We start from the raw sequence: 17,048 nt of genomic DNA, 5'->3' as shown, positions 1-17,048 counted from the left end.
AGGGCGGACCTTTACGGTCCGCCGGGCAAACGATGCTTGCCCTACTACGACCCGCCGGGAACATCGTCAGTGTGAAGCGGCGGCGGCGAGGCGTTCCAACGCATCGTACTGGAGCGGGCCCGTCACATCTGCCCGGACGATGCCGCCTGCGTCGACCACGATCGTCGTCGGCATCGCGCGCGCACCCAGCACCGTCTTCGTATCGCGTCCGCTGTCGATAAGGTACGGATACTTGATCCCATACTGTCTCCGGAATGCGTCCACCTGACGCGCGCTCTCCGCGCGATCGATCCCGATGACCGCGATGCCGTGTTTGGCGGCGTCAGCCGCGAAGCGCACGAGGTCCGGAGTTTCGGCACGGCACGGAGGACACCACGTCGCAAAAACGTTCACGAAGGTGACGCGCCCCCGCTCCGGCGCAAAATCCACCGGCTTACTGTCAGGCGTGACGAGATTGACCGGCGGGAACGGCCGGCCGATCGCGATCTGCGCGGGCTCGCCGCCCGCGACGCGACCGAGGGCGCGCGCTACTCCTGCGCGATGCGCATAGGCAAGCGCAAACGCCGCCGCAGCGATGCCGATCATCGCGATGACGACGAGCGAACGCTTCACAGACCGGGCGACCATGCCGCTGGGTTTTGGCTCGTGTGACCGACGCTCGCGACGTGGAACGTGCCGGCCTTGTCGATCCAACCGTAGACGACGACCGCACGTCCGAGCGGCAGCACGCCCAGATGACGCGCGGCGCGCGCAGGCGCGATGTCGAGTACGATGAGGCGTCCATCCCGCAGCCGGAGCGTTAGCGAGTCCGCCGACACACGCATGACGATACCGGTCAATCGGCGCTCAACGCCGGCGGACGGTGCTGCGTTCGGCGCGGGAAAGACCGAACGAGAACCGATGAGGCCGAAGACCTGCACTTGGTTTGTCGACGGGACGAAAACTTTTCCGTTCGCGACGAGCGGCGTCAAAAAGCCGTTGTTCTGCGGATTCGACCAGCTGCCGGCGGCTTGCTGGAACAGCAGCTTGGAGACATCGGTCGCATCGTACGCCTCGAGTTTGAGAGGCGAGCTGCGATCGATCAGCCAGACGATCGCCGTGCCGGGCTGCTGGCCGTCCGACGAGACGATCGGCAGCGAACCGCCGTATCCCGCGTTACTCGTACCGGTCGAAGAGAGCGCGAGCTGCGGCACGCCGGAGCCGTTGACCGCAAGCGAAAATGCGAGCAGCGGCGCACTGTCGGACTGACTGTAGACGAACTGGCCGGTGGGACCGCTGTAATACGCCGGTCCGCCCCAAAGGCCGTTGCCCGTATTGGGGATCGACTGCAGCGCGCCCGCATCACCCGATTTCACGTGGCCGAGACGAGATCGATCGAGGAGGTACAGCGTCGAGTACTTGCCCTGTGCGACCGCCGTGAACGGAACAGCGGCGTTCTGCCTCGGCAGCAGCATGACGCCGCCCGATCCGAAGTCCACATCACCGTTGTTGAGATCGTTCCAGTTTGCAGGCGCGAAATAGTCCGTGACCTTGGACATATCGGGCGGCAGCCTGAGCACGCTCTCGCCGAAGTTCTTGCCGCCCGCATGATCGGCATCGAACGAACCGTTGCCGGTCACGACGAAGACGTCGCCCTTCTCGTCGAAGGCCGGCGCAAATCCGGTCATCCACACGCTGCTCAGCAAATACGAATCCGTATCCTCGGCCGTCGAAAACTTGGCGGTCTGATTGAGCGACGCGTCGTAGCGCAGGATCCATCCCACGATATTGCCCGGATTATTATCGCAATGCGATCCAATGCCGACGTAGACGGACCCGCCGCTTTCGGCCAAGCTCGTGCGGTTCTGCTGGTTCTGCCCGATGAACTTTATGACGGTGCCGTTGCTGAGCACGGTCGACGCCGTGATTTCGACCGGCGGGATTTGATCTTTCAGCGTGGCGATATCCAGCGCATGCAGCTTGGTATGGAAGACAAACGGCTTGGGTTCGGTCTGCGCGACGAGATAGATGCGCCCGAGCGTACGATCGATGACTGGGGTGGAGGTTATCCCGTACTCCGGCCGGATGTCTTCGCAGCCGACATCCGAACTCGATTGCGAGGTGCCGAGATTTGCGCGGTTGATGAGCGCGTTTGAGTCGGCGTCGAACTCGTAGACCGAATCGTGTTCCGTGACGACGACGACGATGTCGCGCGGGCCGGCAGGCAGCGGATACTGATGAAGATAGAGCGGTTGAGCGAGGACATCACCATCGACCGGCAACGTGAAGATATGCCCGAATCCGCTGGAGGCGACGTTCGTGGTGTTGAGGATGCTCTCGTTACGGTTCCAACCGGTGCGGAAGAGATCGTTGTGGTACGTGAGCTCGTCCATCGAGGTTGAATTCAGCGCGCCGGCCAGTGAAGGTGCGGCAAGGTGCGCCGGCGCGATAGCCGCGTGCGCGAATGCGAGCGTGTTGACGAACGGTCGCGAGATTGTGCGCCGGTTCGAGTCTTGGGTCGGCTGCGTGATGTCGGGCCCGGCGGCGAATGCGAGGTCAGGCCGCGGAATAACGGGCGCGCGCGACGCCATGCCCAGGCCTACAAGACGATCGTCGGATGTCAGCTGCCAGATCTGACGCGGACCGTCGACACTCGTCGCGATCGTGACGGAGTTTGCCAAACCCGTTTGATCATCGGCCGCGATTGCGAGCATCTGCGCGTGCTGTGCGGCGCGCGCGAAAGTGAGAATGGTTCGATCGGCCTGCGCCGCGACTGCGCCGTTCGCGCTCGGCAGCGAGAGGACGTGCGCGACATCGCGCGCGTCGCGGCCGTAGGCGCTGTCGACGACGGAGAAGACCTGCACCGAGCGCATGGCGTACCACTCGAGCGCAGTGGTGGACGCGTCACCGGGCAAACGCTCGTTTCTTGCAGCCATCCGCGCATACGCGTTTTCCGCCGAGCCGGCGCTCCACACGCGGTCGCCATATTCGAATATCGGATGCAGGCGCGGGTCGAGAAGTCCGTGAGCCAGCGCTGCGATCCCAAAGACGTAGGCATCCGTCGCGCCCACCGGGAGAACGAACCAAGGATCGGCGCCTGTCGCATTCGCGAGCGCGATCTCGTACTCGGGCGCGACACCCGCGAGCATCGCTTGCGTCACGCGCGAGACGCGCGGCCGCAATGGCCAGACCGACGATTGCGTGTCGAACTGCGCGTCCGACCACGCGCCGAAGCGCAGCGTCTCCGTGCCGGCAAACGAGCGCACGTAGTGCGGAAGGAAGGGCTGGGTCGCGTAGGATGATTCAAAGCCGGGCAATATGAGGCGAATATTGCGCGCTGGGTCGCGAGGGTCGATGGCGACGAGATGTACGACGAGCTGTGCAGTGGGCGAAGTCACCGAAACGACTGCTCGGCCCGGGCCGTGCGCAACGATGTTCGCGCCGTCGAAGTCGAAAAGTCCGGCGCCGTCGTAGAGGAGCGTGTAGTTGCCGGTCGGATGAAGTTGGCCGGCCGCGTAGATGAGCCGAGAAGCAGTCTGCCTCGCTCCAAGCGAGGTGACCTGGCCGTCGCCATCTTCCGCGAGCGGTGATGCGCTGAGCCAAGGCGTCGATTGCTTGAGGGCATCGACGAAGACGATCAGTGTTTGCCGGCCGGGCGCAACCCAGGCGGGCTCGGAGCCTACGCGCGCGGACGCCGGCAAAGCATAGCACAGCGTTACGAAAAGCGCGATGATCGCAGGTAGACTCGCGAAGCAAAATCGACGATCGATCACGGCTTCTCAACACCCATCGGCTCGGCGTTCGGCTACGCCGGCCGCAGCCACCTATGTCCGCAGCCGCGCAGAGATAAAGATAGGCCGCGTGGTCCATCTGGTTGTCCCGAAGGGCTCCGTAAGCCATACATTTGTGGCCCGCCGGCGGACCATAAAGGTCCGCCCTACATCCATCGCGGACCATAAAGGTCCGCCCTACATCCTTGCGGACCATAAAGGTCCGCCCTACATCCATTGCGGACCATAAAGGTCCGCCCTACATCCATTGCGGACCATAAAGGTCCGCCCTACATCCATTGCGGACCATAAAGGTCCGTCGTACGTCGATTGAGTTGTCACGCCTCGCTCGCGTGTGATATACTTCTCGGGCTCGCCGCGCGATTTTCTCAATCGCGGGTGGCGGGATGCTGCGTCCCAGCCGTTTCGGCAGGGATGATCGCTCCTGCCGATTTCCTTCCTGCTCGTCGGCGCCGCGTTTGCGGTGCGCGACAAGCCTTACGCCCAGAGGGAGGCAGCGCACTTTCGTGGCGCATTACGAAATCACGTATATTCTTCGCCCAGCCCTTGAAGATCCGCAAGTCGACGAGGTGGCGGCGCATTTCTCCACAGTCGCAAAAGACAATGGCGGCTCGGAGATCGCTCCTGAACGCATGGGCAAGAAGCGGCTGGCCTTCGAGATCCAAAAACTCCGCGAAGGTCACTATGTCTGCATGAAATTTGATGGAACGGCTGATTGCGCGAAAGAGATCGTGCGGCAGATGCGGCTCCACGAAAACATCATGCGGGCACTGCTCATCCGCCTGTAGATCAACAGGCGCTCGCGCGCTTTCCGCCGCGGGCTCTATCGCCCGCTACGGCGGCCTTCGCGTCTTCGAATATAGCAAGAGGTGTAGCCATGGCCGGTTCATACAATCATATCGTCCTCGTCGGGCGGCTTGTCGCCGATCCGGAACTGCGTCAGACGCAGGACGGCACGCAAGTCTGCTCGTTCCGCATCGCGGTTGACCGCCCGAAGCGACGCGACGCGGCCGAAAAGCAGACCGATTTCTTCGGCGTTTCGGTGTGGCGTCAGCGAGCTGAGATCGCTGCGAAGTACATGCAGAAAGGCAAGTCGGTCCTCGTCTCGGGGCGGCTGCAGATCCGCGAATACACCGACCGCGACAACAACAAACGGACGGCGGTTGAAGTCACAGCCGACGACTTCCAATTCATGGATTCGCGCAGCGACGGCGACGGCGGCGGAGCGCGCCCGCGCGCTGCGGCACCGCAGAGCGCGACCGGCACGGAACTGCCCACCTACGAATACAGCGACGCCGACGAAGAAGTCCCGTTCTAGCAGCCGATGTAGGGCGGACCTTTATGGTCCGCCGGCCGACCGTAAAGGTCGGCCCTACACAAACGAGAGGTAAGCAACACCAATGCCCCCAGCAAAGTCGAAAACCAAGAAACGCGCAGCCAAGGATCGCAAGCCGAAGCGTAAGGTCTGTTCGTTCTGCGTCGAAAAGATCGAGGATCTCGACTACAAGGACGCGCCGCGGCTGCGCAAGTACGTCTCGGAACGCGGCAAGATCTTGCCGCGCCGTATTTCCGGCAATTGCGCGCGGCACCAGCGCGCCCTCACCGACGCGGTGAAGCGCGCGCGTGTGATCGCACTCATGCCGTTCGCAGCCGACTAAGAGAAAATAGAGGCGTCGCAGCGTGAAAGTCATCCTCAAGTCGGATGTCAAGGGAATTGGCAAAGCCGGCGCAGTCGCTGAGGTGGCCGAAGGCTACGGCCGCAACTATCTCTTGCCTCGCGGGCTTGCGATGGAAGCCACGAGCGGTTCGCTTGCGCAACTGGCCGTCACGCGTCAGGCTAAAGAGCGGCGCGATGAAAAAGCGCTCGCCGAGGCGCGCGCTCTCGCCGCGACGCTTGAGAGCAGACCCGTCGAGATCCACGCCAAGGGCGGCGAGCGCGGTAAACTCTTCGGCGCGGTGACGAATTCGCAGATCGCCGAAGCGTTGCGCACCGCCTTTGCGATAGACGTCGATAGGCATAAGATCGATCTCGCTGATCCCATCAAGGCCGCCGGCGAATATACTTGCGCCGTCAAGCTCGTGCCCGGCGTCACGGCAAAAGTCATCGTGCGCGTCGTCGCCGGCGCCTAAGCGCCGAGCGCGGTACAAAATAAGTGGCGAAGATCCAAAACGAGAACGCGGTAGGCCGTCAGGTGACGGCGCTCTTCGAAATGCTCGCCGGTCTCCTGGGCCCCGATAAACTCGTGCTGAAAGCCGGCAAGCTCGACGCGCTGTCGCTCATGCGCAGCAAGTCGCTGACGAAGCGGATGCTCGCGCTGCAGCGCCTCGTCTTCGAAGACCCCACGATCGACAAACTTCCTGCGCTCTCGTCTATGCCGAGCGCGCTCGCCGCCGTGGAAGAAGAACTCGCGGACATGATCGCGCAGCGCACGGTCGAAGAAGATATCGAGAAGAAGGTCGGCGTGAAGATGGCGGAGCGCCATCGCGACTACATCAAAGATCTCAAGCTCGAGGCGCTCAAGGAAGACGGCGGCCCAGAGACTTCGAGCACGCTGAAGAAGAAGGAAGACCTCGACGCGCTCGAGCGGCGCGGCCTTCCGTCGTCCGCGCTCGCCGTGCTTCGGCCTGCGAAACTTGAGGACGTGGTCGGACAAGACGCGGCTGTGCGGGCGCTCCTCGCCAAAATTGCGTCTCCCTTTCCACAGCACGTCATTTTATACGGGCCGCCCGGTGTCGGCAAGACGACCGTCGCGCGGCTGGCGCTCGAAGCGGCCAAAGCCGCATCGTACTCGCCGTTCGCAGCCGACGCGCCGTTCGTGGAAGTCGGCGGATCGACGCTGCGCTGGGATCCGCGCGAGATCACCAATCCGTTGCTCGGCTCGGTCCACGATCCGATCTATCAGGGGACGCGGCGCGATTTCGCCGAGGGCGGCGTGCCTGAGCCGAAGCTCGGTCTTGTGACCAAAGCGCATGGCGGAGTGCTTTTCATCGATGAGATCGGCGAACTCGATCCGATGATGCAAGTGAAGCTGCTGAAGGTGCTTGAAGACAAGCGCGTCACGTTCGATTCATCCTATTACGACGAATCCGACGCAAACGTCCCTGCCTACGTGAAAAAGCTGTTCGCCGACGGGGCGCCGGCCGACTTCGTGCTTGTCGGCGCGACGACACGCCAGCCGGAAGAGATCGATCCCGCCGTCCGCTCGCGATGCGCCGAAGTCTATTTCATGCCGCTCGCGCAAAGCCAGATCGCCGAGATCGCGCGACGTGCTGCGGTGCGGCTGCAGGCGACGCTCGACGAAGGCACGGCCGACCGCATCGCCGAGTACACGCTCGAAGGGCGCATGGCGGTGCAAGTCATGGCCGATGCGTTCGGCGTGGCGCTCTACCGCGCGAGTCGCAGGCCCGAGCAGGCCGCCGACACCGTCCGCGTGACGGACGCCGACGTGCTGGAAGTCATCCACAGCCGGCGCCTGAGCCGTCACACACCCGTTCGCGCCTCGGCGCGCCGCGAAGTCGGCAAAGCGTTCGGTCTCGGCGTCCATCGGTTCATGGGGAGTCTCATCGAGTTTGAGGCAGTTTCATTCAAGTCCGCGCGCGCCGGAAAAGGCGCGGTGCGCTTCAACGAGACCGCCGGTTCCATGGCGAAGGACTCCGTCTTCAACGCCACGTCCGTCATCCGAGCAGTCTGCGGCGTGGACCCGGCGGACTACGACCTGCACGTCAATGTCGTGGGCGGCGGCGCGATCGATGGCCCGTCTGCCGGGCTCGCGGTATTTTCGTGTCTCTATTCCGCTTTGCGCGTCGCTTCTATCCCGCAGGACGTGGCGATGACCGGCGAAGTGGGCATCGGCGGTGCCGTGCGGCCGGTCGGCGGCATCCCCGAAAAACTGTTCGCGGCGCGGGCAGCCGGCATGCGCGCGGCGCTCGTGCCGCGCGAGAACGAGCACGACGTGCCGCAAGAATTGCGCGGCATGGATGTGGTCCTTGTGTCCGACGTCCGCGAGGCGTTGGCTGCGCTCGGCGTCGAACTGCCGCCGAACCAATGAACACCCTCGAGCGCATACCGCCGCAGAATCTCGACGCCGAGCAGGCGGTGCTCGGCGCGCTGATGGTAGACCGCGAATTGATGTCGGCGGTCGGCGAGATCGTGCAGCGTTCTGATTTCTACGCCCCGCACAACGCCACGATTTTTCACAGCTTGCAAAATCTCTACGAACGCGGCGAACCGATCGACAAGGTGTCCGTCGCGGAAGAACTGCGGCGCCGCAACCTGCTCGAAGAGGTCGGCGGCGTCGAGTTCTTGAGCCGGCTATTGGAATCGGTCCCCACGACCGCGTCGGCCGAGTACTACGCGCGCGTCGTCGCCGAAAAAGCGGTGCTGCGGTCGTTGATCGGCGCGGGAAGCCGGATCGCGCAGATCGGGTTCGAGCCGTCCGATGACGTGGACGAAACCCTCGACCGCTGCGAGCAGATGATCTTCGAGATCGGGCGCCGCCAAGGCGGCGGGTTCGTGTTGGTCAAGGACCTGCTCAAGCCGGCCTTCGAGTTGATCGACAAGCTCTATCACCAGAAAGGTCAGGTCACCGGCGTACCTTCGGGATTCCATCGTCTGGACCAGTTCACGGCGGGCTTCCAGCCGGGTGAGCTCATCATCATCGCGGCGCGACCATCCATGGGCAAGACATCGCTCTGTCTGAACGTCGCGATGCACGCCGCGCGCGATGCCGACAAGGCCACAGCCGTCTTTTCGCTGGAGATGAGCAACGAACAGCTCGTACAACGATTTCTCTCCAGCGAAGCCAAGCTCGATGCGCAGCGTCTGCGCACCGGCAACATCAAAGACGAGGAGTGGGGGCATATCACGGCGGCCATGGGCGTTCTGGCTGAAGTCCCGATCTACATCGACGATTCGGCCGCGCTCACGGTGAGCGAGATCCGATCGCGCTGCCGGCGGCTCAAGGCGAATACGGGTCTTGACCTGATCATCGTGGACTATCTGCAGCTGCTGCGTTCGACCAACCAACGCGTGACGAGCCGCGTGGAGATCATCGACGAGATCTGCCGCGGTCTCAAAGCACTTTCGAAGGAGCTCAAGGTGCCGGTCATCGCGCTTGCGCAGCTCAACCGCTCGCCCGAGATGCGCAACGACAAGCGGCCGATGCTTTCGGATCTTCGCGAGTCCGGCGGCATCGAACAAGAGGCGGACGTCGTGGCCTTCATCTACCGCGACGAGTACTACAACCCGCCGACGCCCGAGAACGAGAATCTGGCCGAGATCATCATCGCCAAGCAGCGCAATGGCCCCACCGGCACGGTCTTTCTGCGCTTCGACAAGAAATACACGACGTTCTCTGACGTGGACCTGGACCACACGCCGCCATAATGCCCACGATCGCAGGCGTTGCAAAACAGCTCAGCCGCCTTCGCGGCCAGATGTTCGTCGACACAAGCAGACAGCACCGCGACTCGGTCCTGATCAGCTCGATCCAGCGCAGCGGAACGACGTGGTTCAGCGACGTCATCAATTACGACAACGCTTATCGATCGATGTATGAACCGTTCCACAACCGGTACGTACCCGAGGTCAAGCACTTCAAGATCTGGCAGTATCTACGCCCGGAGGATGACCGGCCGGAGTTTCTCGAGCCCGCGACCGCCATATTCGAAGGGCGCGCTCGCAACGGCTGGATCAGCGCGTACAATACGCGCATGATCGCGCGCCGCCGTCTGATCAAAGACGTCAGGTCGCTCATGATGATCGGCTGGATTCGTCAGCACTTCCCGGATATGCCGGTCATCGTGCTGCTGAGGCATCCGTGCGCGGTCTTGAGTTCGCTCTTGCGCTTGCAATGGCACCGCAACGCCGCAGAGATCATCTTGTCGCAGCCGCAGCTCATGGCGGATCATCTCGAACCCTTTCGCGCGGAGATCGAATCCGCATCCGGCGACGCCGAGAACCACCTCGTCGGATGGTGTGCGAACTACTACGTCGCGCTGCGGCAGCTCGCCGGAAGGCGCGTCTTCGTGGCGTTCTACGAGCGCTTCTTGGCTCAACCGCGCAACGAGATCGCGCGGCTCTTCGCATTTTTGGGGCGGCCCTTCGACGATCGCGTCTTCGAGCAGATGAAAGTGCCGTCCGTTCAGGCGAGAGTGACCCGCAGCGGGGACGCAAGCGCGGTCTTGACCGGCGGCGACGTGCTCGAGGGCTGGCGAAAATACGTCACGGCCGAGCAGACGGATCGCGCGCTCGCGCTGCTCAGACGATTCGGCCTTGATGCGATCTATGGGGCAGAGACCATGCCTCTCGTGAGCGACCTCACGGCGTTCGGAATTCCGGCCGGCGACTAAAGAGGCCGGAGCGGATCGGGCGTGAGCGGCATCGGGCCTTCTCCGTAGACGGTATCAAGCGAAAAGGCGCGCAGCAGGCGCATGCCCGCGTCAACTTCCGCGGACGACACACTATCGCGCCATTCGTCCACGAGGCGAGCGGTGCCGCTGCGGATCGGGCTTTCATCGCGCGCGGTGAACGACGGTTTCGCGAGCATTTCCAACGCGGTCGTGCTGTAGGGTCGGCCGAGATATTCGCACACCTCCTGCAGCGTGCGAGCCGGCTCGCAGCAAAGGTGTTCGTAGAACAACACGTGCGCGTCGCCGCGCCGCAGTTGCCGGAAAGGAACGTAGTGCTGGACGCACCAATTCGCGACATGCTGTTCGAACTCGCCGCGAGCGCCGCCGATCAGGTCACGAAACGGCGCGATATGGTCGTCGAGGAGCGCCTGCTGCTCTAGGAACGGGTCAAGCCGCGTTGGCCAGCTCTTGACGCGCCGAGAGTGGGCGACCGCAAACGGGTGGCGCACGAGCAAGACGATACGCACGGAAGGAAATCGGCGATGAAGCCACGCGATCCAAAGATTGGCGTGCGTTTCTTTGACGATGCGGCTCGTCGCGAAGAACCGTTTGTTACGCCTGTCGACCGTCTCATTACGGATACGACCGGCCAGCACGCTTTCGGCCGCCGCAGCGTATGGCGGCGCGGGATCGTCCGGCCGAAGGTACAGTCCGTACGTGAAGAGCGCCGTTTGCGCGACGCGCTCGCCGTTGAACGGCTCGTACATGTCGCGGTAGCGATTGTCGAAGTTCAGCATGGCAGCGGCCCAGGTCGTGCCGCTGCGGTGCGAGCCCGCGAGAAAGACGGTCTTGTCGATTCCGCCCGCGTCGAAGAATTGCGAACGCACGAAGCGTTTGACCGGTTTGGGAATGGACATCCTGAGAGTTTCGAACAAACGGCTCATACGAATGATGGCTTGATACTTGCGCGGGTTTGCAAGAACGACCTTCGCGCGACAAATCCCCGCGTCACGACGGTGCGCTGAACGCATGCGCTTCATGGCGATCCATTCGGGTCCGCTCGTGACGTGGCAGGCGCAAGCGATCCGATCGCTGCTTGATCTGCCTGACACGACATTTGTGGGCAGCCGCAAAATCCCGGCGACACGCGAGATGCGCGTTCCTGCGGCGCTGATCGGTGCTTCCGCTCGCCGTGCCTATGTGGACGAGGCGCAAACGCCGGCCATCCCACGGGCGAACGATCCGGACGGCGACCCCGATCTATGCCTCGCCTTCGACGGCGCAGCCGCTGCAGAAGCGCCGCGCACTGAGCTAGGGACGTGGCTGTTCGACGCCGACGGCTGCGAGCCCGCGCCGGGACTGAATGCGTTCTGCGACGACAGCGACTTCGTGGAGGCGCGACTGCTGCAAATCGATGCGGGCGGAGCCGTCAGACTGTTGCGCTCGGGCGTTTTCGGTGTGGACAGATTTTCGCCCGAAGAGACCGTCGGCGGTGTGGCGGGAGAACTCTCGCAGTGGCCTGCGTCGGTGCTGAGCGCTATCCGAAATGGATTCACCGATTTCCAAGCGGCGCAGCCGCCGCGGCCTGCGCGGATATCGAGGGGCGCGGCCGTGACGCGAGCCGTTCTTCGACTCGGCTGGCGCCGGGCGATCGCGCGGGCCGAGAAACCGTTCTACACGTATGCGTGGAACATCGGAACGGTGAGAAAGACGCCCGCGCAGATCGCGCGCGAAAACGCATTGCCGCCTGTGTCGTGGTGCGAGGCAGGCAACGGGCGATTCCTCGCCGACCCGTTCTGCGCCACGATCGACGGCGTGCAGACCGTGTTCTGCGAGGAGCTCGACGCGTCGGTGAACCGCGGCATCATCGTCCGTTGCGAGATCAAGGAAAACGCGATCGTGCCGCTGGAGCGCGTGCTCGTCGAGCCATATCATCTCTCGTATCCATTCGTCTTCGAGAGCGAGGGTTCGTGGTACGGAATACCGGAAGCGAATCAAAGCGGAGAAGTGGCGCTCTATCGGCTCGACAATTCCGGGCGTGAGTGGCGAAGGCAGTGCGCGCTCATCCCTGGCGTTCGCGGTGTCGATAGCACGGTGTTCTCCCACGGCGGCAAATTTTGGCTGATGTGCGGCGTCAGCGACGACGGACCGAACCACAAGCTTTTCGTCTACCACGCTGACGCGCTCGAGGGCCCGTGGCGTCCGCACGTCCGCAATCCGGTGAAGATCGACATCCGCTCATCGCGTCCGGCGGGCGCACCGTTCATGCTCGACGGCAATCTGCACCGGCCTGCGCAGGATTGCACGCGCAACTACGGGCGCCGTTTGTCGATCCAACGAATCACCGCGCTCGACGAGCGATCCTTTGAAGAACACACGATCGCTGTCATCGATCCACCCCGAGGGAAGTACTCGCTCGGTCTGCACACGATGTCGGCGATCGGCGACTCGACGCTCGTCGACGGTATGTATCGCACGTTTTCGCTGCGCGCCGCACTGTTCCGCGCGCGTAGGTCGTTTCGCAAACGGTTCCGCTAGCGCGGAGATTCGCAAGCGCGTTCGCCTCGGCCATCCTAACAAATCCCGGCGCGTCCCCTTCGATATCTGGCCAAAGGCGCTTCATCATGATTTCCGTATTGTTCTTGCATCATTTCCACGTCATTTCCGCGCTATTTCCGTAATAGGGCAAGCATCGCTTGCCCATCTCGTTAGCGCGAAAGCGCGTAGGTCGAAGGCCCTCCGGAATACGAGGTCGCAAGATGGAGATCAGACCGGTGATTCTCGACGACGCCGAACAGATCGCTGCGATATACGCGCCGATCGTCGAGCACACGTCCATATCATTCGAAGAGCGCGCTCCAAGTGTCTCGGAGATGCGCGAAAGGATCCGGTCGAATACCATTACGTATCCATGGCTCGTCGCAACGTCGGGCGATGACGTTCTCGGCTACGCATATGCGAGCGCCCATATGGACCGGGCTGGCTACCGCTGGTCGGTGAACTCGAGCATCTACGTACGAGAAGACGCCCGCGGTCGCGGAACCGGCAAGACTCTCTACGCTGAACTCTTCCGGCTGCTCGAACAGCGGCGTTTCCACGCGGTCTTCGCCGGTATCGCGCTTCCGAACGACGCTAGCATCGCGCTGCATCGCAGCCTCGGATTTGCGCTTGTCGGGATCTATCGTGAAGTCGGCTTCAAGTTCGGCGCGTGGTTCGATACTTCGTGGTGGCAGCGCCGCCTATCGGCTGAGCCAAGAGATGACCGACCGTCCCGACCATCGGAGGGGACGAGGTGAACCGCCTTAAAGATTCGTTCACTATCGCGACACCATAAACCACCGCTTACAGCTGGAGGTCGCCGCATGTCCTTACGCTTTGCGTCTATTTTGCTTTTTGTCGTCGGAATCGTCTTCGCCAGCGTGCAGCCGTCTCAAGCCACCGTGCGAACATACTATATCGCGGCGGACGAAGTCGTCTGGAACTTCGCGCCAAGCGGTCGAGACCTCATCGCGCAAAAGCCGTTGCCGCCGCTATTGCCGCTGCAGCTGGGCTGGCAATATCGAAAGGCGATATATCGCGAATACACCGACGCGACGTTCACGCACCTCAAACCGCGCGCCGCGTCCGACGCATACTTGGGTCTCATCGGCCCCGTCATTCACGCCGTGGTCGGCGATACGGTTGTCGTCGTCTTCAAAAACAACGCCAGGTTCCCGCTGACCGTCCACGCGCACGGTCTGTTCTACACGAAGTCATCCGAGGGAGCGCCGTATTTGGATGGGATTCCGGCGTCGTACAAACCCGGCGACGGTGTGCCGCCGGGCAAGACGTTCACGTATACCTGGCAAGTTCCGACGCGCGCCGGACCCGGACCCGGCGACGGTTCTTCAGTGCTCTGGATGTATCACTCGCATGCGGATGAAGTGCGGGATGTCAACACCGGCCCCATCGGACCGATCGTGGTGACTGCAAAGGGGATGGCGCGGCCGGACGGTACGCCGAAGGACGTGGATCGCGAAGTGTTCGCGATGTTCGCGGAGTACGACGAAAGCTCGAGCCGATACTTCGCATCGAACGTCGCGGACCCCCGATTAAATCCACGCCACGTCAAGGCGGCTGGGCCATTCCTCTTCGACGACATGCTCTGGACGATCAACGGCTTCTCGTACGGCAACATGCCGATGCCCACGATGCGCCTCGGCCAGCATGTCCGCTGGTACGTCATGTCGACGATGAGCGACTTCGACTTTCACACGCCGCATTGGCACGGACAGACGGTCGTGTCGAACGGCATGCGAACGGATCTCATACAACTCTCGCCGATGTCGATGGTCGTGGCCGATATGACTCCCGACAATCCGGGGACTTGGCTCTTCCATTGCCACGTCAACGTGCATTTGGCCGGCGGGATGGAAGCTCGCTATCAGGTGCTGCCATGAAGTCCGTCGCGGCCATCGCGTTCGCCGCGTTCGCGCTTGCGCTTGGGATTTGCGAGCCGGCCGTGGCTCGCGAGCGCGTGCACTACATCGCCGCCGATGAAGTGATCTGGAACTACGCGCCGCTTCGCATGAATCCGATCGACGGGTCGAAGCTGCCGCCGCTTCTGCCGACACAGCTCGGTTGGACGTATCGAAAGGCGTTTTACCGCGAATACACCGATGCATCGTTCACGCGCTTAGCCTCGATCTCGCCGAGCGATCGATACCTCGGTATCGTCGGGCCGGTCATCCACGCCGAAGTCGGCGACACCGTGGTCGTCGTGTTCAGAAATCGAACGCGCCTTCCGCTCGATATCGCGCCCGGCGGCCTGCGATCCATCCCGAAACCGTCCGCGGTATCGCCCGGCGCGACGAGGACGTTTCGCTGGCCGATCGGCGACGCCGACGGCCCGGGCGGGCAAGACGGCAGCTCAGTGCTGTTCGTGTACGAATCCGATGTGAATCAGACCGCAGACGAAAGCCTTGGGCTTATCGGACCGCTGATCGTGACGCGTCGTGGTCAAGCGCGGGCCGACGGTTCACCGATCGATGTCGATCGGGAGATGGTGGCTCTGTTCTCGGTACAGGACGAGTTTCAAGATCCGTTCCTTTCCTTGAATCTCGCGAATCCCGCGATCAACCCGAGACATTTCACCGGTCATGAGAAGACGTTCGAGAACGACAACTATATCCACACGATCAACGGCTTCGCATGGGGCAATATGCCGACGCCCACCATCCGGATGGGCGAACGAGTGCGATGGTACATGCTCTCCACCTCGACGCCGGCCGATGGGCATATACCGGTTTGGTCGGGACAGACCGTTCTGTCGCAGGGTAACCGAAGCGACTCGATCCAACTGGTCACGCCGCATATGATCGCCGACATGGTGCCGGATAACCCGGGTGTGTGGCTGTTGGTGTGCACGCTGAACATCCACCTCATGAACGGCATGGAAGCCCGTTACAAAGTGGTCAAGTGAACCACAAATAAACGAAGGGCCGACAAACAAATGAAGGGGCCGACGCCAGTCGGCCTCGTTTTCTCGCCGCTGGTGCGCCCGACTCTAGACAACTCGCCTGGGCGGTGATACGTTGTTGCTGATCAGCTACTATCGCGATCGGAAGTGCGAAATGTCGAGCCGCTTGTTTGCTCTGTTGGTCCTCTCATCCGGCATTTGCGCCGGCTGCACAAGCGGGGCATCGCTGCCCGCGGCCCCGGGCGCGATTTCCCCACACACGGCGTCGCTTTCGGAGGGCTCGCCGGACATCACGCAAGGCAACGACGGTGCGAAATTCACCGATGTCCTCAGCGTCAGCGATACGTGCGAAGCTGGGCCTGGACCAGCAGGTCTTACCACCGGGCCGGACCACACCGTCTGGTATATCGATGACTGTCTGAACTCGGTTTACAAGTTCGACATGAAACGGGCGATCGTCACCACGCAGCTCAACGGCATTCCGGAATGGATCACCGAGGGTCCCGACAGCAATATGTGGGTCACGATTCGCAATAGCGCCAAGATCGCTAAGGTGACGCCGCGCGGATCCGTTACCTACTTCAATCAGAGCTGCACGAACAGCCAAACGTCGTTGAATGAGATCGCGACCGGCGCCGACGGCAACTTGTGGTTCACCACATTCGGTAGCTCGTTACCGGGCACGGGCATCGGGAAGATCACACCAGCTGGCGTTGCCACGTGCTTCTCCACGTCGCGACCGTTCACGGCCGGTATCGTCGCCGGGCCCGACGGCAATATTTGGTTCGCCGAACCGCAAGCTCCCACGATGCTCGGGAAGATAACGCCCGCCGGCGTGTTGACCGAATATCCAGATCCCGAATTCTGCGTCGGAATGATCACCGCCGGCGATGGAAATCTCTATTGCGCTTCGTTGCACGGCATCGTTCGCATTGATACCCACACCGCCGCCGAAACCGTCGTGACCCCGTTCGGCGAGACCACAAGCCTTGCGACGTCCGGAACTGGCGCCGATGCTGTGTTGTACTACGCGGATGGCCATACGAAGCTCGAAACGCTGCATCTATCAAATGGCAATGTGACGCGAGACCTGATTCCCTCCAACCAGGGTCATGCGGTATACGTGGCATACGGCCCCGACAAGAATCTCTGGTATACCGCGCACGGAAATCAGGGCTCGAGCTTCGTGAGCGTGGACCTCTTTCGAATCCTCACCGCTGTCCCCGCTGCTCTCACTCTAGCGGCTGGCCAATCTCAACAGGTCACGGCGTCCGAAACGCATTTCACTCTCCAAAACTTCGCCGGATCGAGTTCCAACACCGCGGTTGCGACGATCGTGCCGGCCGGGCAACGAGGCGTATTCACAGTGAAGGGCATCGCTGCTGGATCGGCCGTGTTGACGATCCACGATACGACCTTCAATTCTGTTACGATCGGTGTCACCGTCCAGTAGTTGGCCTTGGATGACC

15 protein-coding genes are annotated in these 17,048 nt (G+C 62.4%); 12 read left to right on the top strand and 3 right to left on the bottom strand.

Translation table 11 applies throughout. From position 1 onward, the window contains the following. Positions 1-66: 66 nt before the first annotated feature. On the bottom strand, positions 67-612 hold the full coding sequence (locus VKT51_08755; GenBank protein ID HLJ84243.1) for a TlpA disulfide reductase family protein: 546 nt from the start codon (positions 610-612) through the stop codon (positions 67-69). After that, on the bottom strand, positions 609-3,752 hold the full coding sequence (locus tag VKT51_08750) for a hypothetical protein (GenBank protein ID HLJ84242.1): 3,144 nt from the start codon (positions 3,750-3,752) through the stop codon (positions 609-611). The genes VKT51_08755 and VKT51_08750 overlap by 4 nt, the downstream gene beginning before the upstream one ends. 524 nt (positions 3,753-4,276) lie before the next feature. On the opposite strand from VKT51_08750, the gene rpsF reads away from it, so the two are divergent. The 7 genes from rpsF (at position 4,277) to VKT51_08715 (ending at position 10,121) form a co-directional block, all read left to right on the top strand. Next, positions 4,277-4,558 (top strand): 30S ribosomal protein S6, encoded by a 282-nt coding sequence (gene rpsF, locus VKT51_08745; protein ID HLJ84241.1) that lies wholly within the window; start codon positions 4,277-4,279, stop codon positions 4,556-4,558. Positions 4,559-4,647: 89 nt separating this feature from the next. Beyond that, the gene (locus VKT51_08740; protein ID HLJ84240.1) at positions 4,648-5,088 is read left to right on the top strand and encodes a single-stranded DNA-binding protein; all 441 of its coding nucleotides are present in this window, start codon (positions 4,648-4,650) and stop codon (positions 5,086-5,088) included. A gap of 82 nt (positions 5,089-5,170) precedes the next feature. Beyond that, complete coding sequence (gene rpsR / locus VKT51_08735) at positions 5,171-5,428, top strand: 30S ribosomal protein S18 (GenBank protein HLJ84239.1); 258 nt, start codon at positions 5,171-5,173, stop codon at positions 5,426-5,428. Positions 5,429-5,450: 22 nt separating this feature from the next. Continuing rightward, positions 5,451-5,900 carry a 50S ribosomal protein L9 gene (rplI, locus tag VKT51_08730; GenBank protein HLJ84238.1) on the top strand — a complete coding sequence of 150 codons (450 nt, stop codon included), beginning with the start codon at positions 5,451-5,453 and terminating at the stop codon, positions 5,898-5,900. A 23-nt stretch (positions 5,901-5,923) separates the two neighbouring features. Then, positions 5,924-7,819: a Lon family ATP-dependent protease gene (lonC, locus tag VKT51_08725; GenBank protein ID HLJ84237.1), complete on the top strand. Its 1,896-nt coding sequence runs from the start codon at positions 5,924-5,926 to the stop codon at positions 7,817-7,819. Continuing rightward, a complete protein-coding gene (dnaB, locus tag VKT51_08720) occupies positions 7,816-9,156 on the top strand; it encodes a replicative DNA helicase (protein HLJ84236.1) in 1,341 nt (446 codons plus the stop codon). The genes lonC and dnaB overlap by 4 nt, the downstream gene beginning before the upstream one ends. After that, a complete protein-coding gene (locus VKT51_08715; GenBank protein ID HLJ84235.1) occupies positions 9,156-10,121 on the top strand; it encodes a sulfotransferase in 966 nt (321 codons plus the stop codon). The genes dnaB and VKT51_08715 overlap by 1 nt, the downstream gene beginning before the upstream one ends. On the opposite strand, the gene VKT51_08710 is transcribed toward VKT51_08715, so the two are convergent. Then, positions 10,118-11,038, bottom strand: a complete 921-nt coding sequence (locus VKT51_08710) for a sulfotransferase (GenBank protein ID HLJ84234.1) — start codon at positions 11,036-11,038, stop codon at positions 10,118-10,120. The genes VKT51_08715 and VKT51_08710 overlap by 4 nt on opposite strands. Before the next feature lie 121 nt (positions 11,039-11,159). Between VKT51_08710 and VKT51_08705 the strand changes: the two genes are divergently transcribed. From VKT51_08705 to VKT51_08685, 5 genes are all read left to right on the top strand, one after another. Further along, a complete protein-coding gene (locus VKT51_08705) occupies positions 11,160-12,659 on the top strand; it encodes a hypothetical protein (protein ID HLJ84233.1) in 1,500 nt (499 codons plus the stop codon). Positions 12,660-12,880: 221 nt separating this feature from the next. Then, positions 12,881-13,417, top strand: coding sequence for an arsinothricin resistance N-acetyltransferase ArsN1 family B (locus VKT51_08700; protein HLJ84232.1), 537 nt, complete (start codon positions 12,881-12,883; stop codon positions 13,415-13,417). Between the two features lie 66 nt (positions 13,418-13,483). Further along, positions 13,484-14,560, top strand: a complete 1,077-nt coding sequence (locus VKT51_08695) for a multicopper oxidase domain-containing protein (protein HLJ84231.1) — start codon at positions 13,484-13,486, stop codon at positions 14,558-14,560. Continuing rightward, positions 14,557-15,582, top strand: coding sequence for a multicopper oxidase domain-containing protein (locus tag VKT51_08690; GenBank protein HLJ84230.1), 1,026 nt, complete (start codon positions 14,557-14,559; stop codon positions 15,580-15,582). The genes VKT51_08695 and VKT51_08690 overlap by 4 nt, the downstream gene beginning before the upstream one ends. Before the next feature lie 163 nt (positions 15,583-15,745). After that, positions 15,746-17,032, top strand: a complete 1,287-nt coding sequence (locus VKT51_08685) for a hypothetical protein (GenBank protein ID HLJ84229.1) — start codon at positions 15,746-15,748, stop codon at positions 17,030-17,032. Positions 17,033-17,048: the final 16 nt, after the last annotated feature.

It is taken from the genome of Candidatus Eremiobacteraceae bacterium (genome assembly GCA_035295225.1).
Taxonomy (GTDB): Bacteria; Vulcanimicrobiota; Vulcanimicrobiia; order Eremiobacterales; family Eremiobacteraceae; genus JABCYQ01.
Note: the sequence above shows the minus strand (reverse complement) of the source record. Positions and strands in the feature narration are given on the sequence as shown.